Source organism: Bradyrhizobium sp. CCBAU 25338, from assembly GCF_028128965.1.
Taxonomy (GTDB): domain Bacteria; phylum Pseudomonadota; class Alphaproteobacteria; order Rhizobiales; family Xanthobacteraceae; genus Bradyrhizobium; species Bradyrhizobium liaoningense.
Map to the genome: position 1 here is coordinate 466,380 of NZ_LFKY01000002.1, position 24,319 is coordinate 490,698.

At 65.6% G+C, this 24,319-nt stretch carries 22 protein-coding genes; 13 read left to right on the forward strand and 9 right to left on the reverse strand.

The window, feature by feature from the left end:
* The first annotated feature begins 33 nt into the window (after positions 1 to 33).
* Positions 34 to 951, forward strand: a complete 918-nt coding sequence (locus tag ACM42_RS03620) for a LysR family transcriptional regulator (RefSeq protein WP_271526634.1) — start codon at positions 34 to 36, stop codon at positions 949 to 951.
* Between the two features lie 220 nt (positions 952 to 1,171).
* Here ACM42_RS03620 and ACM42_RS03625 read toward each other — a convergent pair whose 3' ends face one another.
* On the reverse strand, positions 1,172 to 1,792 hold the full coding sequence (locus ACM42_RS03625; protein ID WP_271526635.1) for a glutathione S-transferase family protein: 621 nt from the start codon (positions 1,790 to 1,792) through the stop codon (positions 1,172 to 1,174).
* 128 nt (positions 1,793 to 1,920) lie between these two features.
* On the opposite strand from ACM42_RS03625, the gene ACM42_RS03630 reads away from it, so the two are divergent.
* A complete protein-coding gene (locus ACM42_RS03630) occupies positions 1,921 to 3,198 on the forward strand; it encodes a flavin-dependent oxidoreductase (protein ID WP_271526636.1) in 1,278 nt (425 codons plus the stop codon).
* 210 nt (positions 3,199 to 3,408) lie between these two features.
* On the opposite strand, the gene ACM42_RS03635 is transcribed toward ACM42_RS03630, so the two are convergent.
* Both ACM42_RS03635 and mutY read right to left on the reverse strand, forming a co-directional pair.
* Positions 3,409 to 3,831 (reverse strand): PaaI family thioesterase, encoded by a 423-nt coding sequence (locus ACM42_RS03635; RefSeq protein ID WP_271526637.1) that lies wholly within the window; start codon positions 3,829 to 3,831, stop codon positions 3,409 to 3,411.
* A gap of 161 nt (positions 3,832 to 3,992) precedes the next feature.
* On the reverse strand, positions 3,993 to 5,114 hold the full coding sequence (gene mutY / locus ACM42_RS03640) for an A/G-specific adenine glycosylase (RefSeq protein WP_271526638.1): 1,122 nt from the start codon (positions 5,112 to 5,114) through the stop codon (positions 3,993 to 3,995).
* A gap of 163 nt (positions 5,115 to 5,277) precedes the next feature.
* Between mutY and ACM42_RS03645 the strand changes: the two genes are divergently transcribed.
* The 9 genes from ACM42_RS03645 to ACM42_RS03685 all read left to right on the forward strand — a co-directional run bounded on the left by ACM42_RS03645 (position 5,278) and on the right by ACM42_RS03685 (position 15,691).
* Positions 5,278 to 5,769 (forward strand): DUF721 domain-containing protein, encoded by a 492-nt coding sequence (locus ACM42_RS03645; RefSeq protein WP_271526639.1) that lies wholly within the window; start codon positions 5,278 to 5,280, stop codon positions 5,767 to 5,769.
* 127 nt (positions 5,770 to 5,896) lie between these two features.
* The gene (locus tag ACM42_RS03650; protein WP_271526640.1) at positions 5,897 to 6,568 is read left to right on the forward strand and encodes a DsbA family protein; all 672 of its coding nucleotides are present in this window, start codon (positions 5,897 to 5,899) and stop codon (positions 6,566 to 6,568) included.
* Between the two features lie 217 nt (positions 6,569 to 6,785).
* Positions 6,786 to 10,250, forward strand: coding sequence for a chromosome segregation protein SMC (gene smc / locus ACM42_RS03655; protein ID WP_271526641.1), 3,465 nt, complete (start codon positions 6,786 to 6,788; stop codon positions 10,248 to 10,250).
* A 108-nt stretch (positions 10,251 to 10,358) separates the two neighbouring features.
* Positions 10,359 to 11,336, forward strand: a complete 978-nt coding sequence (locus tag ACM42_RS03660) for a small ribosomal subunit Rsm22 family protein (protein WP_271526642.1) — start codon at positions 10,359 to 10,361, stop codon at positions 11,334 to 11,336.
* A 139-nt stretch (positions 11,337 to 11,475) separates the two neighbouring features.
* The gene (locus ACM42_RS03665; RefSeq protein ID WP_271526643.1) at positions 11,476 to 12,036 is read left to right on the forward strand and encodes a LemA family protein; all 561 of its coding nucleotides are present in this window, start codon (positions 11,476 to 11,478) and stop codon (positions 12,034 to 12,036) included.
* A 150-nt stretch (positions 12,037 to 12,186) separates the two neighbouring features.
* Positions 12,187 to 13,410, forward strand: coding sequence for a M48 family metallopeptidase (locus ACM42_RS03670; protein ID WP_271526644.1), 1,224 nt, complete (start codon positions 12,187 to 12,189; stop codon positions 13,408 to 13,410).
* A gap of 208 nt (positions 13,411 to 13,618) precedes the next feature.
* Entirely contained in the window at positions 13,619 to 14,371 is a 753-nt protein-coding gene (locus ACM42_RS03675; protein WP_028179390.1) for a hypothetical protein, read from the forward strand.
* A 60-nt stretch (positions 14,372 to 14,431) separates the two neighbouring features.
* Entirely contained in the window at positions 14,432 to 15,100 is a 669-nt protein-coding gene (locus tag ACM42_RS03680; protein WP_271526645.1) for a hypothetical protein, read from the forward strand.
* A gap of 258 nt (positions 15,101 to 15,358) precedes the next feature.
* On the forward strand, positions 15,359 to 15,691 hold the full coding sequence (locus tag ACM42_RS03685) for a GIY-YIG nuclease family protein (RefSeq protein WP_271526646.1): 333 nt from the start codon (positions 15,359 to 15,361) through the stop codon (positions 15,689 to 15,691).
* A 16-nt stretch (positions 15,692 to 15,707) separates the two neighbouring features.
* On the opposite strand, the gene ACM42_RS03690 is transcribed toward ACM42_RS03685, so the two are convergent.
* The 6 genes from ACM42_RS03690 to petA form a co-directional block, all read right to left on the reverse strand.
* The gene (locus tag ACM42_RS03690; protein WP_271526647.1) at positions 15,708 to 16,247 is read right to left on the reverse strand and encodes an adenine phosphoribosyltransferase; all 540 of its coding nucleotides are present in this window, start codon (positions 16,245 to 16,247) and stop codon (positions 15,708 to 15,710) included.
* A gap of 119 nt (positions 16,248 to 16,366) precedes the next feature.
* Positions 16,367 to 18,532 (reverse strand): anthranilate synthase component I, encoded by a 2,166-nt coding sequence (locus ACM42_RS03695; RefSeq protein ID WP_271526648.1) that lies wholly within the window; start codon positions 18,530 to 18,532, stop codon positions 16,367 to 16,369.
* Between the two features lie 229 nt (positions 18,533 to 18,761).
* Positions 18,762 to 19,400, reverse strand: coding sequence for a hypothetical protein (locus ACM42_RS03700; RefSeq protein WP_271526649.1), 639 nt, complete (start codon positions 19,398 to 19,400; stop codon positions 18,762 to 18,764).
* Positions 19,400 to 20,074 carry a dienelactone hydrolase family protein gene (locus ACM42_RS03705; RefSeq protein WP_271526650.1) on the reverse strand — a complete coding sequence of 225 codons (675 nt, stop codon included), beginning with the start codon at positions 20,072 to 20,074 and terminating at the stop codon, positions 19,400 to 19,402. Before ACM42_RS03705 ends, ACM42_RS03700 begins: the two co-directional genes overlap by 1 nt.
* A gap of 187 nt (positions 20,075 to 20,261) precedes the next feature.
* Positions 20,262 to 22,334 carry a cytochrome b/c1 gene (gene fbcH / locus ACM42_RS03710; RefSeq protein ID WP_271526651.1) on the reverse strand — a complete coding sequence of 691 codons (2,073 nt, stop codon included), beginning with the start codon at positions 22,332 to 22,334 and terminating at the stop codon, positions 20,262 to 20,264.
* Between the two features lie 62 nt (positions 22,335 to 22,396).
* Positions 22,397 to 22,927: a ubiquinol-cytochrome c reductase iron-sulfur subunit gene (petA, locus tag ACM42_RS03715; protein WP_028179384.1), complete on the reverse strand. Its 531-nt coding sequence runs from the start codon at positions 22,925 to 22,927 to the stop codon at positions 22,397 to 22,399.
* 278 nt (positions 22,928 to 23,205) lie between these two features.
* Here petA and ACM42_RS03720 point away from each other — a divergent pair, with 278 nt between their 5' ends.
* The gene (locus ACM42_RS03720) at positions 23,206 to 23,664 is read left to right on the forward strand and encodes a tRNA (cytidine(34)-2'-O)-methyltransferase (RefSeq protein WP_271526652.1); all 459 of its coding nucleotides are present in this window, start codon (positions 23,206 to 23,208) and stop codon (positions 23,662 to 23,664) included.
* An 18-nt stretch (positions 23,665 to 23,682) separates the two neighbouring features.
* Positions 23,683 to 24,315: a 7-carboxy-7-deazaguanine synthase gene (gene queE, locus ACM42_RS03725; protein WP_271526653.1), complete on the forward strand. Its 633-nt coding sequence runs from the start codon at positions 23,683 to 23,685 to the stop codon at positions 24,313 to 24,315.
* Positions 24,316 to 24,319 lie beyond the last annotated feature (4 nt).

Below are 24,319 nucleotides of genomic sequence, written 5' to 3' on the forward strand. Positions count from 1 at the left end.
AAATCGATAGTGAATATGATATATATTCACCTTATGAATTTGAATTCGCTCGACCTCAATCTGCTGACCGCGCTCGATGCGCTGCTGCGCGAGGCCAATGTCAGCCGCGCCGCGCTGCGGATCGGACTCTCGCAGCCGGCGACGAGCCATGCGCTCCAGCGCCTGCGCGACATTTTTGGCGATCCGCTGCTGGTGCGCACCGGCGCGCGGATGGAGCTGACGCCACGGGCCCTGGCGCTGCGCGCCCCCCTGGCGCAGGCGCTCGACCAGGTGCGCGGGCTGTTCGTGCCCGACGATTTCGACGCCGCGCGCAGCGAGCGGCAGTTCCGCGTGATGATGCCGGATCTCGCGGTCGAGCTGTTGATGCCGCCCTTGATGGAGAAGGTGACGCGCCTTGCGCCCAATGTCCGCATCGACGTCGTGCCGTGGCGGGGACCCGCGATCTTCCATGCCGAATTCGCCCGCACGATCGATCTCGTGATCTCGATCGGCAACGCCTTCAAGGGCTTTCACCGCCAGCTGCTCTACACCGACAGCGACGCGCTGGCGGTGCGGCGCGGCCATCCGATGGGGGCGAAGTTGAAGCGGCGCGAGACGTTCCTCGCTGCGCGCCATGTCGGCGTGATCATCCGCGGCAACAGCGAGGACCTGATCGACACCTGGCTGCGAGCCAAGGGCATCGAGCGGCAAATTTCCCTGGTGGTGTCAGGCTATCTCGAGGCGCTGCACGTCGCCGCCCGCACCGACCTCGTCGCCTTCGTGCCGCGCCGGCTGATCGCGGCGTTGTCGAAGCAGCTCGGCCTCGTCACGGTGACACCGCCGCTCGACCCCGGGATCGACGAGCAGTTCATGTTCCACCCGACCCGCGCGCAGATGGACCCCGGCTCGATCTGGCTGCGAAGGCTGATGCTGGAGACCGGGCGGGAGTTGGAGAAGGGGAAGGCTGGATAAATTTACAGCTTCAACAAACACGGTGTCGTCCCGGACAAGCGCGCCCTAAGCGCGCGCCGATCCGGGACCTCTGTGCGAGCGCTTGCGCTCGTCGCGATAGCCCAGGACGTGCTTTGGTGAAGACTGGTCGTTCGGTACTGCTACCGAGCACAATCGATAGATTCCGCGGTATGGGTCCCGGGTCTGCGCTTACGCTTGCCCGGGACGACACCGAGATTTGCTACGCCTTCTGTGCCGCCATCACCTTGCTCACCGCGGGGCGGTCGGACATGCGCTTGAAGTGATCGGCGATCTTCGGCGTCGCATTGATGTCGACGCTGTCGCCTTCGAGCCAGGTCGAGAGCGTGTAGAGGTAGGGATCGCATATCGTGAACTGATCGCCCATGACCCAGGGTCCCCGAAACATCTTCTGCTCGATGAGCTTGAAGCAGGCCGCCATGGTCTTCGGGACCATCGCCTTCATGTCGGCGAACGAGCTCTCCTGCGTCGCCCAGCGCGCGCCGCGCATCTTGTGGGCGTGGTTGATGTGCACGGTCGAGCAGAGATAGGAGTTGAACGACTGCACCTCGGCGAAGTCGAAGGGATCGTCGAGCGGGGCGAGCTTCGCCTTGGGAAACACTTGCGCGATATAGGCCAGCATCGCCGGCGTCTCGGTCAGGACGCCGCGGTCGGTGACCAGCGCCGGCACGCGGCCCTTCGGGTTGATCGCGAGATAGTCCGGGCTGTTCTGCTGATTGTCCTTGAAGCTCAGCCGCTCGGCCGCGTAGTCGGCGCCGGCTTCTTCCAGGGTGATGTAGGTGGCGAGCGCGCAGGTGCCGGTGGCGTAGTAGAGCTTGAGCATGTCGGACCTCATGGGAAAGCCGAAAACTAACGACTGTCGGGCCCGACGTCCATAGCACAACATCCTCTTCGCAGTTGCCCACCGCCATCCGGCTGTGCCAAGACGCCTGCGACAGGGAGGGGTTTCTCATGACGGTACTCATCGCCGGTGGCGGCATCGGCGGGTTGACACTTGCGCTCAGCCTGCACGGAATCGGCGTTCCCGTAAAAGTGTTCGAGAGCGTCGCCGAACTGAAGCCGCTCGGCGTCGGCATCAACGTGCTGCCGCATGCGGTGCGCGAGCTGATCGAGCTCGGCTTGATGGACAAATTGGACGCCAGCGGCGTGCGGACGCGCGAGCTCGCATATTTCTCCAAACACGGCAAGCCGATCTGGAGCGAGCCGCGCGGACTGGAGGCCGGGTACAAATGGCCGCAATTCTCGATCCACCGCGGCACGCTGCAGCAGCTCCTGCTCGACGCAGCGATCGAGCGGCTCGGCCGCGACAACATCCTCACCAGCCACCATCTGACCGGCTGGAACGAGACGGCGGATGGCGTGCGCGCTGATTTCATCGACAAGGCGACCGGCAAAGCCGCGGGGACCTACGACGGCGCGATTCTGATCGCCGCCGACGGCATCCATTCCGCCGTGCGCGAAAAGCTCTATCCGGGCGAAGGCCCGCCGATCTGGAACGGCCGCATCCTCTGGCGCGGCGTGACGCCCGCGAAGGCATTCCTCAGCGGCCGCACCATGATCATGGCGGGGCACGAGATCCTGAAATTCGTCTGCTATCCGATCAGCAAGGCGCCGGATGCGGCGGGCAACTATCAGATCAACTGGGTCGCCGAGCGGCACATGCCCCCGACCTATCAGTGGCGGCGCGAGGACTACAACCGCACCGCGCGGCAGGAGGAATTTTTGCCCTGGTTCGAAAGCTGGAAGTTCGACTGGCTCGACGTGCCCGGGCTGATCAAGAACTGCCCGCACGCCTATGAATATCCGCTGGTCGACCGTGATCCGGTGTCGCGGTGGACCTTCGGCCGCGTCACGCTGATGGGCGATGCCGCGCATCCGATGTACCCGATCGGCTCGAACGGCGCCTCGCAGGCGATCCTCGATGCCCGCGTCATCACCCGCGAGATTCTCGCGCATGGCCCGACGAGCGCCGCCCTGCTCGCCTATGAAGCCGAGCGAAGGCCCGCGACCACCGACCTCGTCCTGCTCAACCGCAAGAACGGCCCCGAGCAGGTGATGCAGCTCGTCGAGGAGCGCGCGCCCGACGGCTTTGAGGTCGTCACCGACGTCCTGTCCCAGCAGGAGCTGGAAGGCATCGCCGCGAACTACAAGCGCGTCGCGGGCTTCCAGGTCGACGCGCTGAATGCGAAGCCGGCGATCGTGAGTAAGGATGCGCGGGCGGGAGCGTGAGCTTTCACTCGAAGCGAGATGCATGTTGATGCGCCCTCGCCCCCTTGCGGGAGAGGGCAGCGATGCCGGAAGACGCAGGCTCACTCGGGTGAGGGGTATCTCTCCGCGAGTCCAACTCGCAGTTTAGACTCGCGGAGAGAAACCCCTCATCCGGCGCTTCGCGCCACCTTCTCCCACAAGGGGCGAAGGAAGGTGGAGTGTGCGGCTCGTCTATTTCCCCACGACCCTCGCCGCCTCCAGCAGCCGCTCGCTCGCGCTGGCCGTCGCGAGCACGGTGCCGTCCTCCGCCATCAGCTTCGCCTCGACAAACGCAATCGTCTTGCCGAGCTGCGTCACCTTCGCTTCACCGATGATCGGACCGGGCCTGGCGGGCGCGAGGAAGTTCACGGTCATGCTGATGGTCGTGGTGTAGAGCCGGCCCTCGCTCATCACCAGCACGGCCGGGCCCATCGTGTCGTCGAGCATGGCCGAGAGCATGCCGCCCTGGATGAAACCCGCAGGGTTACAAAACTCCGGCTTGCCTTCGAAGCCGAGCTTGATCCAGCCCTCCTGCGGGCGGGCGTCGAGCAGACGCCATCCCAGCAGTTCGGCACAGGGTGGCCTTCGGAAATTGTCGAGTGCGGTCTTGACCATGCGAGATCTCCTGTGCCCGCTGGTAACGCCAGGCTGCTGACAGCCTGTTGTCAGCAGGATGGCCCCCCCCATGCGATTAGGATGAATCGTCATCGCGCTTTAGGTTGTTGTTTAAGCATGATCTTTTCGGAAAACCGCTGCACACTTTTCCGGATCATGCTTTAGAGACCCAATCCATGCGCGATGACCTTGCGCATGACGTTGGGCAGCGCTTCGCCGGCCAGGGTCGCGATCGGCACCCAGCGCATGCCCTCAGGCGCGCGGGTGCGGGCTTCCACCTTCGCGGTGTAGACCACCAGTTCAAGCGGAAAATGCGTGAAGACGTGGGTGACAACGCCCATCTTGCGCTGCCAGCGCGACAGCCCCTTCAGCTGCGGCGCCTGCTGCTTCGCTGCCGCATCGTCCTGGCCGGCGAGCCAGTCCGAGCCCGGCACTTCCGTCATGCCGCCGAGCAGCCCCTTGTCAGGCCTTGAGCGGACGAGCAGCTCGTCGCCGCGCGTGACCACGAAAGCCGCCCCCCGCCGCAACGTCCCGCTCTTCTTCGGCGCCTTGCGCGGGAACGTTTCCTGGGTGCCGAGCGCGCGCGCCATGCAATCCTCGCTCAGCGGGCACAGCGAGCAGGCCGGCTTCTTCGGCGTGCAGATCGAGGCGCCGAGATCCATCAGCGCCTGCGCGCTGTCCCCCGCGCGAGACGTCTCGTCGCCGGCGCGAGAATCCGCCAGCAGCGTCGCCGCCAATTGCTGTATCCGGGGTTTGGCCTGCGGCAGCTCCTCCTCGACCGCGAACAGGCGCGACACCACCCGCTCGATATTGCCATCGACCGGCATGGTGCGGCGGTCGAAGGCGATCGCGGCGATCGCCGCCGCCGTGTAGGGCCCGATCCCCGGCAGCGCGCGCAAGCCCTCCTCCGTATCGGGAAAGATGCCGTCATGCTCGCGCGTCACCGCGACCGCGCAAGCATGGAGGTTTCGTGCGCGCGAGTAATAGCCGAGCCCCGCCCACATCCGCAGTACGTCGTCCAGGGAAGCCCGCCCCAGCGCCGTGACATCCGGCCAGCGCGCGACGAATTTCTCGAAGTAAGGGCCGACCGCCTTCACGGTGGTCTGCTGAAGCATGATCTCGGACAGCCAGACGCGATAGGGATCCGATGTCTCACCGGGGGCCGCGCGCCAGGGCAGGCGGCGGCGGTGGCGGTCGTACCATTGGAGGAGCGCCAGCGGTCGAGCCAAACGTTCCGGTTGCACTGGTTCCGAATTTGCCCTGCGGGCCGATTTGAGGGGCATGCTCGCACTGTAACGACGTCGGGCGGATCTCTCCACGGGATGCCCGCCCTTGGCGCGGGCATCCACGTCTTTCTTCGCGGCAAGACGTGGAGATGACCGGGACAATGCCAGGCCATGACGTCAGCAGTTCCTGAGGCGCCGCGCACGGTGCTATAAGGTCACCATGTCCAAATTCCCTCCCAAGCTCGGTCCCATCAGCGCCAAGCCGCTCGGCATCCTCGTCGACGACGTCTTCGCCGAGGCCTATGCCAAGCAGGGCTTTGCCGCGCGCGAGCTGGTGACGCGGTGGGCGCAGATCGCGGGGCCGGAGATCGCGGCCCATGCCGAGCCGCTCAAGATGCAATGGCCGCGCCCGGTGGAGGGTCAGCCGCAGGAGCCGGCGGTCCTGGTGCTGAGGGTCGAGGGACCGATGGCGCTGGAGATCCAGCACTCCGCCGATGTGATCCTGGAGCGGGTCAACCGCTTCTTCGGCTGGAACGCGGTCGGCAAGCTCGCCTTCCGCCAGGCCCCTCTGTCGCGCGCCCGGCGCCGGGTGCGGCCCGGCCCGCCGGACCCCAAGAGCGTCGCCAAGGTGGCGGAGAGCCTGGGCGGCATTGAAGATGACGAGCTCAAGTCGGCGCTGGCCCGGCTCGGGGCCGCCATCAAGCGAAATTGAGCCTCATTCCGCCGCCAAACTGGACCCGTCCGCGCGGCTCGCCATTGCCTCAATCGACGTTTCAAGCTAGCGACAGGCCGTCCGGGCGGGAACCTCGGACGAACCTTGCCAATCCCGGGAGCCGACCTTGATCATCACCCGCCGCGCCTTCACCACGATGCTGTCGCTGACCGGGCTTGCCGCGCTCACCGGGCTCTCGCCGCTGCGGTTCGTCTCCGAGGCCATGATCCCTGAAGCCATGGCGCAGTCCGCCGCCGATGTCGCCAAGCCGGTGTCCCTGCCCGACATGGCGCTCGGGCCGAACGATGCCGCCGTGACCATCACCGAATACGCCTCGATGACCTGCCCGCACTGCGCCGCCTTCAACGAGCAGGTGTTCCCGAAGATCAAGAAGGAATACATCGACACCGGCAAGGTGCGTTACATCTTCCGCGAGTTCCCGCTCGACATCAAAGCCGCCGCCGGATCGATGCTGTCGCGCTGCATCGCCAATGGCGACGCGCCGAAATATTTCGCGGTCACCGACATGCTGTTCCGCCAGCAGAACGACTGGGTGCTGAAGAACACCACCGAGACCCTGACGCGGATCGGCAAGCAGGCCGGCCTCACCCAGCAGCAGGTCGAGGCCTGCCTGAAGGACCAGGCGCTTCTCGACAAGATCGCCGCCGACCAGAAATATGCCAGCGACGTGCTGAAGGTCGATTCGACGCCGACCTTCTTCATCAACGGCGAGAAGATCAAGGGCGAGGCCTCGTTCGAGGAATTCGCCAAGAAGATCAATCCGCTGCTCAAGAGCTGATTCGCACGCGACAATCCTGATTCGCGCATCTGGAGCCGCATCCTTCCCGGCACAAATCCCTTGGGAAAAGCGGCTTTCGCTGGTTGCCCTCGCGGCGCACCGCGGCCATTGTCCAGCCGCATGAGCCGCCTCGCGCGACTCACCCAGACAGCGACATTGCCTTCCATGGTATTGTCCCGGCAGGGAGATTCGCGCCTGCCAACAGAGATGCGTGCTTATGAAAATCACCCGCCTGCGCCTTCACGGCTTCAAGTCCTTTGTTGAGCCCACGGACTTCGTCATCGAGCCCGGCCTGACCGGCGTGGTCGGTCCCAACGGTTGCGGCAAGTCGAATCTCGTCGAAGCGCTGCGCTGGGCGATGGGCGAGACTTCGTACAAATCGCTGCGCGCCGCCGACATGGACGCGGTGATCTTCGCCGGCTCCGGCAACCGTCCCGCGCGCAACCACGCCGAAGTGACGATGACGATCGACAATGCCGATCGCACCGCGCCCGCGGCGATGAACGACAGCCAGCTTCTGGAAGTCTCCCGCCGCATCGAGCGCGAGGCTGGCTCGGTCTATCGCATCAACGGCCGCGACGTGCGCGCCCGCGACGTACAGATCCTGTTCGCGGACGCCGCCACTGGTGCGCGCTCGCCGGCTCTCGTCCACCAGGGCAAGATCGGCGAGATCATCCAGGCCAAGCCGGAACAGCGCCGCCGCGTGCTGGAAGACGCCGCCGGCGTTGCCGGCCTGCACGCCCGCCGTCACGAGGCCGAGCTGCGGCTGAAGGCGGCCGAAACCAACCTCACCCGCGTCGAGGACGTGATCGGCCAGCTCGCGGGCCAGATGGAAGGCCTCAAGAAGCAGGCCCGCCAGGCGGTGCGCTATCGCGAGGTCGCAGCCAAGGTCCGCAAGGCCGAAGCCACGCTGTACCATCTGCGCTGGATCGGCGCGCATGCCGACGTCAATGAGTCCGGGCAGACCCACGACCTCGCGGTGCGCGAGATGGCCGAGCGCACCCAGCACCAGGCCGAAGCCGCCCGCATCCAGGCGATCCGCGCCGCCGAAATGCCGGCCCTTCGCGACGCCGAGGCACGCGCCGCAGCCGGGCTCCAGCGCCTGACCAATGCCCGCGAGCTGCTCGACCGCGAGGAAGAGCGCGCCAAGGAGCGCGTCGCCGAGCTCGAGCGGCGCCTCGCGCAGTTCGAAGGCGACATCTCCCGTGCCCAGCAGCAGACCATGGACGCCGACGTCGCCCTCCAGCGGCTCGACGCAGAAGACGCCGAGCTGAAGGAAGAGATCAAGTCGCGCGTCGAGAAGCGCTCCGGCGTCGACGAACGCGTCGCCGAAGCCGAGGCGGTGCTCACCGAAACCGAGCAGAGTTTCGCCGAGCTCACCACCGCGCTCGCCGACCTCACCGCCAAGCGCAACCAGCTCGAGGCCAACGTCCGCACTCACCGCGACAAGCTCGCCCGGCTTGACCAGGAAATCGCGAATGTGGCGGCCGAAGAGCAGAAGCTTGCGCAGGAGACCGGCGGCTTCGGCGATCTGGACGAGCTGACCGCTCTGGTCGAGACCGCGGAGCAGACGCTGGCCGCGTCGGAAGCCGCGGCACAGGCGAGCGAGGCCGCGCACGTGGCCGCGCGCCAGACGCTGGAATCCTCCCGCTCGCCGCTGGTCGAGGCCGACAAGCGCGTGCAGCGGCTCGAGACCGAGGCGCGCACGATCTCCAAGATCGTCAATGGCGAGACCAAGAATCTGTGGCCGCCGATCATCGACGGCATCAACGTCGACAAGGGCTTTGAAAAGGCGATCGGCGCCGCGCTCGGCGACGATCTCGATGCGCCGATCGACCCGTCGGCGCCGATGCGCTGGACCAATGTCGGACACACCGAAGGCGATCCGGCGCTGCCCGAAGGCGTCGTGCCGCTCGCCAATCACGTGCAGGCGCCGGCCGAGCTGGCGCGCCGCCTGGCGCAGATCGGCGTGGTGCCGCGCGAGCGCGGCGCTGAGCTGGTCTCGCAGCTTAAGACCGGCCAGCGGCTGGTCTCGCCCGAGGGCGACGTCTGGCGCTGGGACGGCTTTGTCGCCGCGGCTCACGCCCCGACCGGTGCGGCACGCCGCCTTGCCGAGCGTGCCCGCCTCGTCGATATCGAGAACGAGCTGGAGCAGGCCCGCATCGACGCGCAGATCAAGCGGCAGGCGCTGGAGAACGCCGAGTCCGAGCTGCAGATGGCGGCCAGCACGGAAGGCGCCTCGCGCGAAGCCTGGCGCGCCGCGCAGCGCGAGCTCAACGTCGCGCGTGAGCGCCATGCCACCGCCGAGCGCGAGATCGGCCGCCACGCCGCGCGCAAGGCGACGCTGTCGGAAGCGCACAGCCGTCTCGCCGCCGACCGCGCCGAGGCCGAAGCCGCGTATGAAAACGCCGCAGCCGGCATCTCCGAGCTGCCGTCGAGCGAGGACACCGAAACGCGTCTCGCCGCCGTCCGCAGCGACATCGAAGGCCATCGCCGCATGGCCGCCCAGGTCCGCGCCGAGGCACAGGCGCTGGCACGCGAAGCCGAGCTCGCCGACCGCCGCGTGCAAGCGATCCTCGCCGAGCGCACCGAGTGGCAGAATCGCAAGGAGAGCGCGGCCTCCCACATCGACACCATCCAGGCCCGTATCGCCGAACTCACGATCGAACGCAGCGAGCTCGAAAACGCGCCGGCCGTGTTCGCGGAAAAGCGCAGCGCGCTGATCACCGAGATCGAGTACGCCGAGAACGACCGCCGCATGGCCGCCGACGCGCTCGCCACCGCCGAAAGCGCGATGGCGGAGACCGATCGCGTCGCCAAGCTGACGCTCGAGGCACTGTCGAGCGCCCGCGAGGCCACTGCCCGCGCCGAGGAGCGCATGGAAGGCGCACGGCGCCGGCTCGAGGATGTCGAGCGCGAGATCCGCGACATGCTCGAGGTCGAGCCGCAGGCCGTCGCCGGCCTCGCCGAGATCGAGCCCGGCGCCGAGCTGCCGCCGCTGCACGACATCGAGGAAGACCTCGAAAAGATGCGGCGCGACCGCGAGCGCCTGGGCGCAGTCAACCTGCGCGCCGAGGAAGAGCTGCGCGAGGTCGAGACCCAGCACACCGGCCTCGTCACCGAGCGTGACGACCTGGTCGAAGCCATCAAGCGACTGCGCCAGGGCATCCAGAGCCTCAACAAAGAGGCCCGCGAGCGGCTCCTGACCTCGTTCGAGGTCGTCAACAACCACTTCAAGCGCCTGTTCGTCGAGCTGTTCGGCGGCGGCGAGGCCGCGCTGCACCTGATCGAGAGCGACGATCCGCTGGAAGCCGGTCTCGAAATCATCGCCAAGCCGCCGGGCAAGAAGCCGCAGACGCTGTCGCTGCTTTCGGGCGGAGAGCAGGCGCTGACCGCGATGGCACTGATCTTCGCGGTGTTCCTCACCAACCCCTCGCCGATCTGCGTGCTGGACGAAGTCGACGCGCCGCTCGACGACCACAACGTCGAGCGCTACTGCAACCTGCTCCACGAAATGACGAGCTCGACCGACACGCGCTTCATCATCATCACGCACAACCCGATCACCATGGCGCGGATGAACCGCCTTTTCGGTGTCACCATGGCCGAGCGCGGCGTGTCGCAGCTCGTGTCGGTGAGCCTTGCCGAGGCCGTCGACATTCTCGACCAGAACGTGGCGTGATCGCTCCGGCATCATTCCGGGGGTCGCAACGCGAGAACCCGGAATCTCGCGCTACAATCTCCAGATTCCGGGATCGCGCTCCGCGCGCCCCGGAATGACGGCGGCGGAATGATCGCCCCCACCCTCCCCGTCGAACTGAAGGCTGCTCTCGACGCCAAGCTTCAGGGCTTCTCCCGCACTGATGCGGCACAACGGTCACAGAAAATCTCGACCACCTATCGCGCCGGCGGCGGCTCCGGCACGATCAAGTCGGAAGCCGATGCGCTCGCCTATGCGCTGGCGCGCATGCCGGCGACCTACGCTGCCGTCGCAGCCAGCCTGAATGCGCTGACCGAGATCGCACCCGATCTCGCCCCCGAAACGCTGCTCGACGTCGGCGCAGGCCCGGGCACCGCGAGCTGGGCCGCCGCCGAAGCCTTTCCGTCGCTGCAAGACGTTACCCTGCTCGACGCCAACGCCAGCCTGAGCCGGCTCGCGCTCGATCTGGCACGCGGCAGCTCGCGCCTCGCGGAGTGTCGCTATCTGCCGGGGGATGCCAGCGGTAACCTCGCCGAGGTGTCACAAGCCGATCTCGTCGTTGCCAGCTACGTCATCGGCGAGCTCAACGAGGCCGATCGGCGCGCGCTCACCGAGGCGATGTGGGCGAAGGCGCGCCACGCGCTGGTCGTGATCGAGCCCGGCACGCCCGCCGGCTACGCCCGCATTCTCGCACTGCGCCAGCAATTGATTGCGGCCGGCGCTTTCGTCGCCGCACCCTGTCCGCACGAAAGGCCGTGCCCGCTCAGCGCGCCCGACTGGTGCCATTTCAGCCAGCGTCTGCCGCGCTCCCAGGCACACCGCCAGATCAAGGGTGCCGAGGTGCCGTTCGAGGACGAGCGCTTCATCTACGTCGGCTTGACCCGCACACCACCCGCAACGCGCGCGGCGCGCGTGCTGGCCCCGCCGGATGTCGGCAAGGCCGAGATCACGGCAAGGCTCTGCAGCCAGGGCGGCGTTGAACTCGCGAAGGTGCCCCGCCGCGACAAGACGGCCTATGCACGTGCCCGGCGCTGGCGCTGGGGCGATGCCGTCCTTGCCGAAAGTTAACCTCGTTTGAGGGCTTTCGCCTTGAACTCGGATGGCTCCCGGTCAGACCAAGTCCTACCTTCCCTCTGCGTCGGGCTCTCATCCTGCGCCAATTTGGTCTACCCTAGCGCCCGTCTTCTTCCCTCTTCAGGAGTTCTCCATGTCGACCGGCTGGATCGTTCTCGGCGTCATCGTCGTCCTCGTGCTGTTCGCCTTCAGCGCCTATAACCGCCTGGTGGCGCTGAGCCAGCGCGTCGGCCAGGCCTTCGCCGATATCGATGTGCAGCTCAAGCAGCGCCACGACCTGGTCCCGAACCTGGTCGAGACCGTAAAAGGCTATGCGTCGCACGAGCGCGGCACGCTCGACGACGTCATCAAGGCGCGCAACTCGGCGATGTCGGCGCAGGGACCTGCGCAGGTGTCCGCAGCCGAGAACCAGCTGTCCGGCGCGCTCGGCCGGCTGATCGCGCTGTCGGAGGCCTATCCCGACCTCAAGGCCAACGCCAACTTCCAGCAGCTCGCCAGCGAGCTCTCCGACCTCGAGAACAAGATCGCGGCGAGCCGCCGCTTCTTCAACAACGCGGTGCAGGAGTACAATACCGGAATCCAGCAGATGCCCGCTGCGCTGTTCGCCGGCATGTTCGGCTTCACCAGGAAGGACTTCTTCGATCTCGGCGCTAGCCGTACCGAGGTCGAGACGGTGCCGCAGGTGAAGTTCTGATTGCCTCGCATGCCGATCGTTTTCCTCCGTCGTTCCGGGGCGATGCGTAGCATCGAACTATGGTGCGCAATTGCGCACCAGAGAATCTCCAGGTTCCGGGTTCACGCCTTCGGCGCGCCCCGGAACGACGGACTTTGACAAAGACGCGCCATGGCCGCGTATGGTCTCTACACGCACATTGCCTCGAACAAGTTTCGTTCGATGCTGCTGCTCGCCGGCCTGTTCATGCTGGTCTACGTGCTGGTCTATGCCGGCGCACTGGTCGCCGAGGTCGTCATCGACGGCAATGGCACGGTCGCCTACTATCTGAGCCGCGCCTTCACCGACCTGCTCAAAGCCGCACCGTTCGCGACGATCGCGGCGGCGCTCTGGGTCATGATCGCCTATTTCTTCCACCAGTCGATGATCGACGCCGTGACCGGCGGCCACGACGTGACCCGGCAGGAGGAGCCGCGGCTCTACAATCTGCTGGAAAACCTCTGCATCTCGCGCGGCATCACCATGCCGAAGCTGAAGATCATGGAGAGCCCGGCGCTGAACGCGTTCGCGACCGGCCTCAATCCGCGGCAATATTCCATCACCGTCACCACCGGCCTCCTCGCCGCGCTGAACGACAAGGAGATCGAGGCGGTGCTGGGCCACGAGCTGACCCATATCAAGAACGGCGACGTGCAGCTCATGGTCGTCGCCGTCATCATCGCCGGCGTGGTCGGCTTCTTCGGCGAATTGTTCTTCCGCCTGTTCACGAACTTCAACTGGAGCTCCGGCTCCGGTGGCTCGTGGTCCTCGGGCTCCTCCTCGTCCCGGTCGTCCTCGTCATCGAGCGACAGCAAGAACTCCGGCGGAGGGGCGGTGATCGTGATCATCATCGCGGTCGTGCTGATCGTGGTGGCCTGGCTGTTGTCCCAGGTGGTGAAGCTCGCATTGTCGCGGTCGCGCGAATTTCTCGCCGACGCTGGCTCCGTCGAGCTGACGAAAGATCCTGACGCGATGATCTCGGCGTTGCGCAAGATCGAGGGCCGCGGCGAGCTGCCTGGCGCGACCTCGGCGGTGATGGAGCTCTGCGTCGACAATCCGCGCGAGGGCTTTGCCGATTTGTTCGCGACCCATCCCTCGGTGCAGTCCCGGGTCGATGCGCTGGTCAAGTTCGCCGGCGGCCACGACCCCGGTCCGCTGCCAGACCCCGCTGAAGAGACGGATCAACCCGAGACGGAACAACCCGAGGCACAGGCCAACCCGCAGGATGCGCAGCCGCCGCTGCCGCACGGGCCGTGGAACGACGCGGGCAACCCGGCTGGATCGCCGCCCGTGCCGGCCCCAGGCCCTTCAGGAACTCCGGCGGGCAATGCGATGGGACCTTGGGGCCGCCATTGAGCGCGTGATTTACCGCTACACGCGGCGGTTTTCCCGGTGATCGGGAAAAACCAAGGGAATTGCCGCAACTGCGGTCCAAGGAATTGAATTCTCCCTTGTTTCTGCCATGTTCGCGCCCAACAGCAGACTTGGGACCATCTTTGGGACATCGATTTGGGGCCTGGCCGATTGCGACCTCGCGATCGGGGGCGCGCGTTAGGGGACAGCAATGGCAAAGCCGGCAGTGGTTGTGGTGGGCGCGGACAAGGGCGGGGTCGGCAAGACCACGGTGTCGCGGACCTTGCTCGATTATTTCTCAGCCAACAACGTGCCGACCCGCGCGTTCGACACGGAGTCCCCGCGCGGAACCCTGAAGCGCTTCCACCCCGATATCACCGAGATCGTCGACATGACGACGACGGCGGACCAGATGAAGATCTTCGACACGCTCAATGCGGTGAGCCCGTCGGTGACCGTCATCGACGTCCGCGCCGGCCTGCTCTCGCCGGCCCTGGCTTCGCTGCGCGACATCGGCTTCCTCGATGCCGCCAAGGCCGGGCAGATCACCTTTGCCGTGTTCCACATCCTGGGCCCCTCGATCGCCTCGCTGGAGGAGATCGCCGAGACCGCGGGCTTCATGGGCGGCGCGAAATATTTCCTGGTGAAGAACTTCATCAACGACACCCAGTTCTTCCAGTGGGACCAGGCGACCTACAATTCCTATTTCCACCGCATCAAGGACGCGACCGAGCTGACCATCCCCAAGCTCAACGAAATGGCCTATGAGCAGGTCGAGGTCTCCTCCGTCCCGTTCCTGAAATTCGTCGCCAACAAGGGCATCAACGACGAGGCCGCCAACTACTCCTTCGTGCTGCGCGGCTATGTCCGGCACTGGCTGGCCAATGTCTGGAGCGAGTTCGACCGCATCCGGCTGACCGACATCGTCGGTTCGAAGCCCGCGACCCGCAACAGCGAAAAATAGTTGCGGAGCCCGGGCGGATACGGCTGGATTGGGTGGTGAGTTGGCCTGATATAGCTGTCGATGCCCGCGACACCCGTCTACATCATCTGTTCGCCCCGCCCGCAGGTCGGCAAGACCCTGCTGGCGCGGCTACTGAGCGAATTCCTGCTGCTCAAGAACGGCAACGTCGCAGCCTTCGACGTCAACCTGAAGGAGCCGTCTCTGCTCGACTATCTGCCGAAGGTCACGGAAACCGCGGACGTGATCGACACCTACGGCAAGATGCAGCTGATGGACCGCGTCATCCTCGATGACGGCGTTGCCAAGGTGATCGACCTCGGCTTCCACGCCTTCGACGAGTTCTTCAAGATGACCGACGAGATCGGCCTCTTGAAGGAGGCGGCGCGCCGCCATGTCGCCCTGCAGATCCTGTTCGTCGCCGACACCGACCGCGCCTCGGCCCGCGCCCATGAGATGCTGCGCGGGCAGATCCCGCGCATGAACCTGATCACGGTGGACAACGAATATGTCATGCGCGGCGAGCTGCCGTCCGCGATGGCAGGCGGCCGACTGTTCCGCCTGCCCGCGCTACCCGGCTTCCTCAAGACCTATATCGACCGGCTGAGCTTCTCCTTCACCGGCTATCTGCGCCAGGAGAAGGACCACTCCACCGAGCTGCATCAGTGGACCCGGCGAAATTACATCGCGTTCCGCGAGCTCGAGCTCAGCCTGATCCTGCAGCGATCCTGAGAGATGTCATTCCGGGGCGCGACGAAGTCGCGAGCTATGGTACCCACTTGCGCACCTGAGAATTCATCGAGCCGCAGAGGCGACCCGCGCAATGGAGTCCGGGTTCGCGCTGATGCGCGCCCGGAATGACGGGGGAAGCGAGGCCGCCCCACTCCGCCACACCGAGGTACAATTATTTTACCCGGATAATATTGACGGCGAGCTGGAGCCGGCTTATTGAGGCGGGCATCGATATCCCCTTAGCAGGGCTTGTTACCCGTGAGCATCGACCGGAAAGCAGCAATCGCCGCCTACAAGGAGCGCAAGACCATTGCGGGCATCTACGCCGTGCGCTGCGCGGCGTCGGGGCAGGCCTGGGTCGGCCAGGCGTCGAACCTGGAGACGATTCAGAACCGCATCTGGTTCTCGCTGCGCCAGGGCAGCCACATCTGCCACAACCTCCAGGCTGCCTGGAATGCGCATGGCGAGGCCGGCCTGACCTTTGGCGAATGCGAGCGTTTGGACGACGAGGAGACCGCCTATGTCAGGAACGCGCTCCTGAAGGAGCGCCTGCTGCATTGGCGGGCCGAGCTGAACGCCGAGGCGATCTAAGGATCGCGGCAGCCTCTCAGTGTCCCTCGAACGTCATCAGCGTGCGCACCGGCACGTCCATGGCGCGCAGCTTGGCGGCGCCGCCGAGCTCGGGCAGGTCGATGATGAAGCAGGCGGCGACGACGTTGGACCCGATCTGACGGAGCAGCTTCACCGCGCCCTCGGCGGTGCCGCCAGTGGCGATGAGGTCGTCAACCAGGATGACGCGCTCGCCAGGCTGGATCGCGTCGACATGCATCTCCATCTCGTCGATGCCGTACTCCAGCGAATAGGCGATGCGCACGGTGGTGTGCGGCAGCTTGCCCTTCTTGCGGATCGGCACGAAGCCGGCCGAGAGCTGGTGCGCCACCGCGCCGCCGATGATGAAGCCGCGCGCCTCCATACCGGCAACCTTGTCGATCTTGTTGCCGGCCCAGGGGTTGACGAGCTCGTCCACCGCGCGGCGGAACGCCCGCGCGTCCGCGAGCAGGGTCGTGATGTCGCGGAACATGATGCCCGGCTTGGGATAGTCGGGAATGGTGCGGACGCTCGCCTTGATGTCGTGGTCAAAAGTCATTCGGGTCTCATCTCAGTTGTCATTCCGGGGCGATGCGTCAGCATCAAACCCGGAATCTCGAGATTCCGGGTCTGGTGCGGGCGCACCATCCCGGAATGACGAGGGGAAATATTCTGCACTCAACTCGCCCCAGCATCCAGCCGGAACGCATTCTCAACAATCTTCAGCCCCACCTCGCCGCCGAGCGACATCAGCGATTCCGGGTGGAATTGCACGCCGGCCACCGGCAGGGTCTTATGCTCGAGCGCCATGGCCACGCCGTCCTCGGTGCTGGCGGTGACCGACAACACCTCCGGCATGCTGTCGCGCTCGACGAAGAGCGAATGATAGCGGCCGATGACGATCTCGTTCGGGAGATTGCGCATCAGGCGGCCGCCGCGAACCTGCACCCGCGAGGGGCGGCCGTGGGCTGGATGGGTGAGCTGGCCGAGCTCGCCGCCGAAATATTCACCGATCGCCTGCACGCCGAGGCAGACGCCGAATACCGGCAGCTTGTTCTCCAGCGCCGCATCGATGGTCTTCCTGATCCCGAAATCTTCGGGCCTGCCCGGGCCGGGCGACAGCACCAGCAAATCCCACCTCTTCTGCTTGAGCATGTCGAGCGCATGCACATAGCGGACCACGGTGACGCTGGCGCCGACCTGGCGGAAATAGTCGGCGAGCATGTGCACGAAGCTGTCGTCGTGGTCGATCAGCAGCACCTGCTTGCCCGAGCCGGTGGCATCGGGTGCAAAGGTCGACAGCGGCTTCGGCGGATCGCCGCGCAGCGCCTGGAACAGCGCGGCAGCCTTGACCTGGCATTCGCGGTCTTCCGCGGCAGGATCGGAATCGAACAAGCAGGTCGCGCCGACGCGCACCTCGGCAAGCCCATCTTTCATGCGGATGGTGCGGATGGTGAGGCCGGTGTTGATGCTGCCGTCGAAATTGACCGCGCCGATCGCCCCCGCATACCAGCGCCGCGGCGAGCGCTCGTGATCCTCGACGAACTGCATCGCCCAGAGCTTTGGCGCGCCTGTGACGGTCACCGCCCAAGCATGGGTGAGGAAGGCGTCGAGCGCGTCGAAGCCGGGGCGCAGCATGCCCTCGACGTGATCGACGGTGTGGAACAGCTTTGAGTAGGTCTCGATCTGGCGGCGCGCCAAGACCTTGATGGTACCGGGCACGCAGACACGTGCCTTGTCGTTGCGGTCGACGTCGGTGCACATGTTGAGCTCGAACTCGTCCTTTTCCGAGTTCAGCAGCTGGCGGATCTGCTCGGCATCGCCGATCGCGTCGGCGCCGCGCGCGATCGTGCCCGAGATCGGGCAGGTCTCGACCCGGCGACCATCCGAGCGCACGAACATTTCCGGCGAAGCCGAGACGAGAAACTCGCCCTCGCCGAGATTCATCAGCGCGCCATAGGGCGACGGGTTGATGACGCAGAGCCGCTGGAACACTTCTGCGGGCGAGCGGTCGCAGGGCTCGGCGAAGAGCTGCCCCGGCACGGCTTCGAACAGATCGCCCCGCGCGAAGGCCGCGCGCGCGGTCTCGACGGTGGCCTGATATTCGCCAGGCGCGTGATCGGCGAAGCCCTGGCGCGGCGTCTTCAAGTACGGGCTGTCGGCGGTCTCGCGCGCCAGGCCCTCGGTGGATTTGCCCTTCCACGCGAAGTCGTAGGAGAGCACCACGCCGCGCCCGGTGGCGCGGTCATAGGCCAGCAGGCGATCGGGCACATAGAGCACGATGTCGCGCTGGTCGGCCTCACGCGGGCGCTTCTGCACGAGGTCCTCGATCTGGAAGACGAGATCGTAGGCGAAGGCGCCGAACAGGCCGAGCAGCCCGTCGTCATTGGCCGAGAAGGCGGCGACGAGGTCACGCACCAGCGACATCACGCTGGCGCGCCGCGTGCGCTGGTCCTCCTCGACCGGCGCATCGCCGCGGATGATGTGGCCGGCAAGACGCGAAGCGGTGCGCTCGGAGATCACGACGCAGGGCTCGCGCAGGACGTCGCCGAGAAAGGCGATCAGGACCTGCCCGCGTTCGTTCAGCGCTTCCAGCTTGAAGTTGACGCCCACAGTCTCGAGCTTGAGCGGCGGATCGGAGAAGCCGAGGTCGAAGCTCTCATAGCGCCCAGGCACGGTCGTGCCCGAGGACAGCACCACGCCGCGGCGGCGGTCGAGCAGACTGACGAGGTCGTCGAGCCTGTTGGCGCCGCCGGTAAACTGCTCCGCCACGCGCGTGATCGCAAGACCCGCGCGGGTCATGTAGTCGCTTCTGGCCGGGAGGGCGAAGACTGTCCTGTTCATGGGGTCCTCTTACGAGACTTGCCGAGGGAACGCCACACAGGACAAACGATCAGGCCGCCGCGCTGTGCTGGCGACCTCAGACGATTTTAAGAAAAGAAATCGCACCGGCCACCTCTCAGGAGGTGCGCCACCAAAGACGGGCTGGGCGGACGGCGGTGCTCATGGGGCGGATACTCACCATGGCCCGCGGGCGGCGTCAAGAGCCGCTTGTTGGGAGCCGAGTTGCCGACTATTGCACGCCGGGGTCAGGCTGACGGCCGAACTTGCGCTTCCTCCGATCCCATTTCAGGATCGAAAAGTCGTCGCACTGCATGCATGTCAAGACGACGATGCTGCTGTCCTTTCCCTTCTGCAAGACACCGAACTGACGGTCCTCGTGCACCGCGCTCACAAAGCGGATATTTGGCGTCCCAACGGTCGGCTGGTCCAGGATCAGGATGAACCTGCCCTTCGGACCTGCGCATTCCTGGAAGACGCCGACCAACGCGACCTGTCTGGTGGCCGTCCCGTCGAACTGGCCTTCGATCGCGAAGGACAGTTTACTCTCCTCCATCGCATCCGTGCCGTCCTCGAAGAGCAAGTCCCTGGGAATGAGGTCCTTGCGGAATTCGGTCGCCTTGCACCAGCTCTTGCGGATCTGGTTCGCGGGAATGCCGCGAACCTCGGTCGTGAACGGATGGAAATCCGCAATGAGCCACCAGGCCTCCTTCTTGGGATCGCCGTGCAGCGTCACGAAGGCCTGCTGCGCCGTTGCGTGAGTCGCCGCCCCCAGGAGCACGCCGACGGCGGCCACGATCGTTCGCACGATCCGGCCGACGAGGCGGTGCGAGAAAGACGAGGTCGGCATGCCGGCTGCCTTCTTCCTCATCACCCCAGGTGCTTGCGGAAGAACTCCGTCGCCCTGCCCCAGGCGAGCTCGGCGGCTTCGCGGTCGTGCACGGCCTGGCGCTGCTCGTTGACGAAGGCGTGCTCGGCGTCATAGCGGAACAGCTCCAGGGACTTGCCGGCGGCCTTCATGGCCTTCTCGAAGCCATTGACCAGCTCCGGCGTGCACCAATCGTCCTTGTTGGCGAAATGGGCCTGGAGCGGGATCTTGACGTCGGCGGGCTTGGCCGCCTGCTCGGGCGGGATGCCGTAGAACACGACGCCGGCCGCGAGCTCCGGGATCTTGGTCGCGCCGATGATGGTCACGGCGCCGCCGAGACAGAAGCCGGTCAGCCCGACCTTGGCGCCGTTGCCCGCCAGATATTGCGCGGCGCCGCGCACGGTCTGCGTGGTGGCGTCCATGAAGTCGAGCGAGCTCATCTCCTTGTTGGCGCTGTCCGTGTCGTGATAGGGCACCACCTTGCCCTTGTAGAGATCGGGCGCGAGCGCGTCGAAGCCGGCCAGCGCAAAGCGGTCGCACAGGCCCTTGATCTGGTCCGACAGGCCCCACCATTCCTGGATCACGACCACGCCCGGCGCGTTGCCGCGCGCGGCATTGGCGAGATAGCCCGAGGCGTCCTTGCCGTCCGGGCGCTTGAAGGTGATGCTGGTTCCCATGGTGTCCTCCGACGCGTTTTTGGGGGAGCGGTTGAGGGTTATTGTGGCGTCTAGACGGGCGCGACGCAATCCGCACTCCCGTCATTCCGGGGCGGTGCGCAGCACCGAACCCGGAATGACGGAGAGTTGGGCCAATAAAAAAGCCCCCTCGCGGGGGCTCTTTCTTTTCTCATTCGTCTTGCGCCGCTCAGTGCGAGTCGGCCCAGACCTTCTTCTTGGTGAAATACATCAGGCCCGCGAAGATGATCAGGAACACGAAGACCTGGAAGCCGAGACGCTTGCGCGCTTCCATGTGCGGTTCGGCAGTCCACATCAGGAACGTGGTGACGTCCTTGGCGTACTGCGCGACCGTGGTCGGCGAGCCGTCGTCATAGGTCACCTGGCCGTCGCTGAGCGGCTTCGGCATCTTGATGGCGTGGCCCGGGAAGTACCTGTTGTAGTAGGATCCCTCCGGGATGGTGACGCCCTCAGGCACCTTGTCCTCATACCCCTGGAGCACCGCGGTGACGTAGTCAGGCCCCTGCTCCTGGTACTGGGTGAAGACGTCGAAGATGAACCAGGGGAAGCCGCGCTTGTAGGAGCGCGCCTTGGTGATCAGGGACAGGTCGGGCGGTGCCGCACCGCCGTTCGCCGCACGCGCAGCCTGCTCGTTCGGGAATGGCGAGGGGAAATAGTCCGCCGGCCGGCCCGGACGCTCGAACATGTCACCCGCATCGTTCGGACCGTCCTTGACCTTGTACTCGGACGCAAACGCCGACGCCTGCGCCACCGAATAGCCGGGTCCGCCGGACTCGGCGAGGTTGCGGAAGGCGACGTAAGACAAGCCGTGGCAACTGGAGCACACCTCCTTGTACACCTTCAGGCCGCGCTGCAGCGCCCCGCGGTCAAACGTACCGAAAGGGCCCGAGAACGACCATTTGTTGCCCGGCGGCGTGTCGCTGCCTTCAGACGCTTTCGCGCTGTCGATCGAGCCCGCGAACAACGAACCCGCGAGCGCCAGCACGATCGCGGTCGAGACCATCGGCGTCGATCTGCTCCCGGTCTTGGCCAGGACTGCATCCGAGATCGAGTTCGGCACCGGCCGCGGCTTCTCGATACGCGCGAGCAGCGGCAGCACGATCAGGAAGTAGGCGAAGTAGCAGAACGTCAGGACCCGGCCGGCAACGACGTAGATGCCTTCCGGCGGCTGCGCACCGAGATAGCCGAGCAGGATGCAGACCGCGACGAAGATCCAGAAGAACTGCTTCGCAAGCGGACGGTATTTCGACGACCTGGTCTTGGCGTTGTCGAGCCAGGGCAGGAAGCACAGGATGATGATCGCCCCGAACATCGCGATGACGCCCGCGAGCTTGTCCGGGATCGAGCGCAGGATCGCGTAGAACGGCAGGTAATACCATTCCGGCACGATGTGCGGCGGCGTCACGCCCGGGTTCGCCGGAATGTAGTTGTCGGCGTCGCCGAGATAGTTCGGCATGTAGAAGATGAACCAGGCGTACAGCAGCAGGAAGCAGGCGACGCCGAACATGTCCTTGATGGTGGCATGCGGCGTGAACGGCACCGTGTCCTTTTCCGTCTTCGGCTCGACGCCGTCGGGATTGTTCTGACCGGCGACGTGCAGCGCCCAGACGTGGAGCACGACGACGCCCGCGATCACGAAGGGCAGCAGATAGTGCAGCGAGAAGAAGCGGTTCAGCGTCGGATTGCCGACCGAATAGCCGCCCCACAGCAGCGTCACGATGCTCTCGCCGACATAGGGAACGGCGGAGAACAGATTGGTGATGACGGTGGCGCCCCAGAAGCTCATCTGGCCCCAGGGCAGCACGTAGCCCATGAAGCCGGTCGCCATCATCAGGAGGTAGATGATGACGCCGAGAATCCACAACACCTCGCGCGGCTCCTTGTACGACCCGTAGTAAAGGCCGCGGAACATATGGACGTAGACGGCGACGAAGAACATCGAGGCCCCGACCGCGTGCATGTTGCGCAGCAGCCAGCCGTAGTTCACGTCGCGGACGATCAGCTCGACCGACTTGAAGGCAAGGTCGGCATTCGGCGTGTAGTGCATCGCCAGGATCACGCCGGTCAGGATCTGTATCCCCAGCATGAAGGAGAGGATGGCGCCGAAGGTCCACCAGTAGTTCAGGTTGCGCGGGGTGGGATAGGCGACGAAGGAGGAGTGGATGAGACCAAAGATCGGCAGACGCCGCTCGATCCATTGCAGGGCCGGATTGCTCGGCTGGTAGTCGGATGGTCCGCTCATGATGCGATCCTGAGGAAATAGTACGACGAGACGACGCGAAGCTTCGGACGAAAGTCCGAGGTTCAGCCGATCTGGATTTTGGTGTCGGAAACGAACTGGTACGGCGGCACTACCAGGTTCGTGGGCGCGGGCCCCTGGCGGATGCGGCCGGACGTATCGTACTGCGAACCATGGCAGGGGCAGAAGAACCCGTCGTAATTGCCTTCATGAGCGATCGGGATGCAGCCGAGATGGGTGCAGATGCCGATCACGACCAGCCACTGCTCGTGGCCGGACTTGACGCGGGCCTCGTCGGTCTGTGGATCGGGCAGGCTCGCCACGTTGACGGCGCGCGCCTCTTCGATCTGCTTCTTGGTGCGGTGGCTGATGTAGATCGGCTTGCCGCGCCAGAACACCTTGATGTCCTGGCCCTCGGCGATCGGGCTGAGATCGACCTCGATCGGCGCACCGGCGGCGATCGTCGAAGCGTCCGGATTCATTTGGGAGATAAAAGGCCAGAGCGCGGCCGCGCCCCCTACTGCTGCGAAGGCCCCGGTAGCAACGAATAAGAAATCACGGCGTGTCGGATGGTCCGCCGAAGACGCTGTCGTCACGATTCCAACCCTTTCTTCTTATGCTACCGGTGGAACCGCTCCGAGGGGCGCCCATGAGGTCCCCGGAAAGGCTGCCGGCGCCCGCGGCCCCCCGCGGCGGCAGAACTTCGCTTGTCCACCTCTAAACGGGTGAAACAGCAGTCCAGAATCGTTCTATTGGCACCCTTGCCGGGCGAGCGCAAGCCCGCTAACGGCGTGGGAGCGTGCCATGCACGAATTCCCGGGCGGGCGATGTTTTATTGAGACATTCCCGCCCGCATCGACCCCCGACACAGCCCATGCAGATAGCGCTTTTTCAGCCTGACATCGCTCAGAACACCGGCACGATTCTCAGGCTTTGCGCCTGTCTGGGCATGGACGCCCATATCATCGAACCTGCCGGCTTTCCCGTCTCCGACCGCTTGTTCCGCCGGGCGGGAATGGATTACCTCGACCATGTCCGGCTGACCCGCCACGACTCCTGGTCGAAATTCGAGGACTGGCGCGCGGCACAGGGCTGCCGGCTGCTGCTGTTCACCACCAAGGCTGCGACCGACTACCGCGATTTTCATTACCAGAGGTCGGACATCCTGCTATTCGGACGCGAGAGCGCCGGCGTCACCGACGCGGTGGTCGAGGCCGCCGATGCGCGGCTGGTGATCCCGATCAAGGCGGGGCTGCGGTCGCTCAATGTGGCGATGAGCGCGGCCATGGCCGCAGGCGAGGCGCTGCGGCAGATCCGGAACCCGCAAGTCTGACAGGTTGAGGAGAGACGATTGAGTTACGCGGTCAAGGAAATCTTCCTGACCCTGCAAGGCGAAGGCGCCCATGCCGGGCGTGCGTCCGTGTTCTGCCGTTTTGCCGGCTGCAATCTCTGGAGCGGCCGCGAGGCCGACCGCATGGATGCGACCTGCAAGTTCTGCGACACGGATTTCGTCGGCACCGATGGCACCCTCGGCGGCCGTTATGCTTCGGCCGCGGAACTCGCGGACACCATTGCCGCGCAATGGACCGCCTCAGGCGACAATCGCTACGTGGTGCTGACCGGCGGCGAGCCGCTGCTCCAGGTCGATGCCGAGCTGATCGAGGCGCTCCACGCCCGCGGCTTCGAGATCGGCGTCGAGACCAATGGCACGATCCCTGCGCCGGAGGGGCTCGACTGGATCTGCGTCAGCCCCAAGGGCGGCAGCGAGCTGGTCCTCCGCCAGGGGCACGAGCTGAAGCTGGTCTATCCCCAGGCGCTGGCTGCGCCCGAGACTTTCGAGGACCTTGCCTTCGAGCGCTTCTCGCTGCAGCCGATGGATGGGCCCGAGGTCATCAAGAACACCGCGCAGGCGATCGACTACTGCCTGCGCCATCCGCAATGGCGGCTCAGCGTGCAGACGCACAAATCGCTCGGCATCAGATAGGACG

What these genes read in the sequence shown, in the direction of transcription:
- ACM42_RS03620 (WP_271526634.1), top strand. Translation starts at nt 34, where the DNA reads ATGAATTTGAATTCGCTCGACCTCAATCTGCTGACCGCGCTCGATGCG.
- ACM42_RS03625 (WP_271526635.1), bottom strand. Translation starts at nt 1,792, where the DNA reads ATGCTCAAGCTCTACTACGCCACCGGCACCTGCGCGCTCGCCACCTAC.
- ACM42_RS03630 (WP_271526636.1), top strand. Translation starts at nt 1,921, where the DNA reads ATGACGGTACTCATCGCCGGTGGCGGCATCGGCGGGTTGACACTTGCG.
- ACM42_RS03635 (WP_271526637.1), bottom strand. Translation starts at nt 3,831, where the DNA reads ATGGTCAAGACCGCACTCGACAATTTCCGAAGGCCACCCTGTGCCGAA.
- mutY (WP_271526638.1), bottom strand. Translation starts at nt 5,114, where the DNA reads ATGCCCCTCAAATCGGCCCGCAGGGCAAATTCGGAACCAGTGCAACCG.
- ACM42_RS03645 (WP_271526639.1), top strand. Translation starts at nt 5,278, where the DNA reads ATGTCCAAATTCCCTCCCAAGCTCGGTCCCATCAGCGCCAAGCCGCTC.
- smc (WP_271526641.1), top strand. Translation starts at nt 6,786, where the DNA reads ATGAAAATCACCCGCCTGCGCCTTCACGGCTTCAAGTCCTTTGTTGAG.
- ACM42_RS03660 (WP_271526642.1), top strand. Translation starts at nt 10,359, where the DNA reads ATGATCGCCCCCACCCTCCCCGTCGAACTGAAGGCTGCTCTCGACGCC.
- ACM42_RS03665 (WP_271526643.1), top strand. Translation starts at nt 11,476, where the DNA reads ATGTCGACCGGCTGGATCGTTCTCGGCGTCATCGTCGTCCTCGTGCTG.
- ACM42_RS03670 (WP_271526644.1), top strand. Translation starts at nt 12,187, where the DNA reads ATGGCCGCGTATGGTCTCTACACGCACATTGCCTCGAACAAGTTTCGT.
- ACM42_RS03675 (WP_028179390.1), top strand. Translation starts at nt 13,619, where the DNA reads ATGGCAAAGCCGGCAGTGGTTGTGGTGGGCGCGGACAAGGGCGGGGTC.
- ACM42_RS03680 (WP_271526645.1), top strand. Translation starts at nt 14,432, where the DNA reads ATGCCCGCGACACCCGTCTACATCATCTGTTCGCCCCGCCCGCAGGTC.
- ACM42_RS03690 (WP_271526647.1), bottom strand. Translation starts at nt 16,247, where the DNA reads ATGACTTTTGACCACGACATCAAGGCGAGCGTCCGCACCATTCCCGAC.
- ACM42_RS03695 (WP_271526648.1), bottom strand. Translation starts at nt 18,532, where the DNA reads ATGAACAGGACAGTCTTCGCCCTCCCGGCCAGAAGCGACTACATGACC.
- ACM42_RS03700 (WP_271526649.1), bottom strand. Translation starts at nt 19,400, where the DNA reads ATGAGGAAGAAGGCAGCCGGCATGCCGACCTCGTCTTTCTCGCACCGC.
- ACM42_RS03705 (WP_271526650.1), bottom strand. Translation starts at nt 20,074, where the DNA reads ATGGGAACCAGCATCACCTTCAAGCGCCCGGACGGCAAGGACGCCTCG.
- fbcH (WP_271526651.1), bottom strand. Translation starts at nt 22,334, where the DNA reads ATGAGCGGACCATCCGACTACCAGCCGAGCAATCCGGCCCTGCAATGG.
- ACM42_RS03720 (WP_271526652.1), top strand. Translation starts at nt 23,206, where the DNA reads ATGCAGATAGCGCTTTTTCAGCCTGACATCGCTCAGAACACCGGCACG.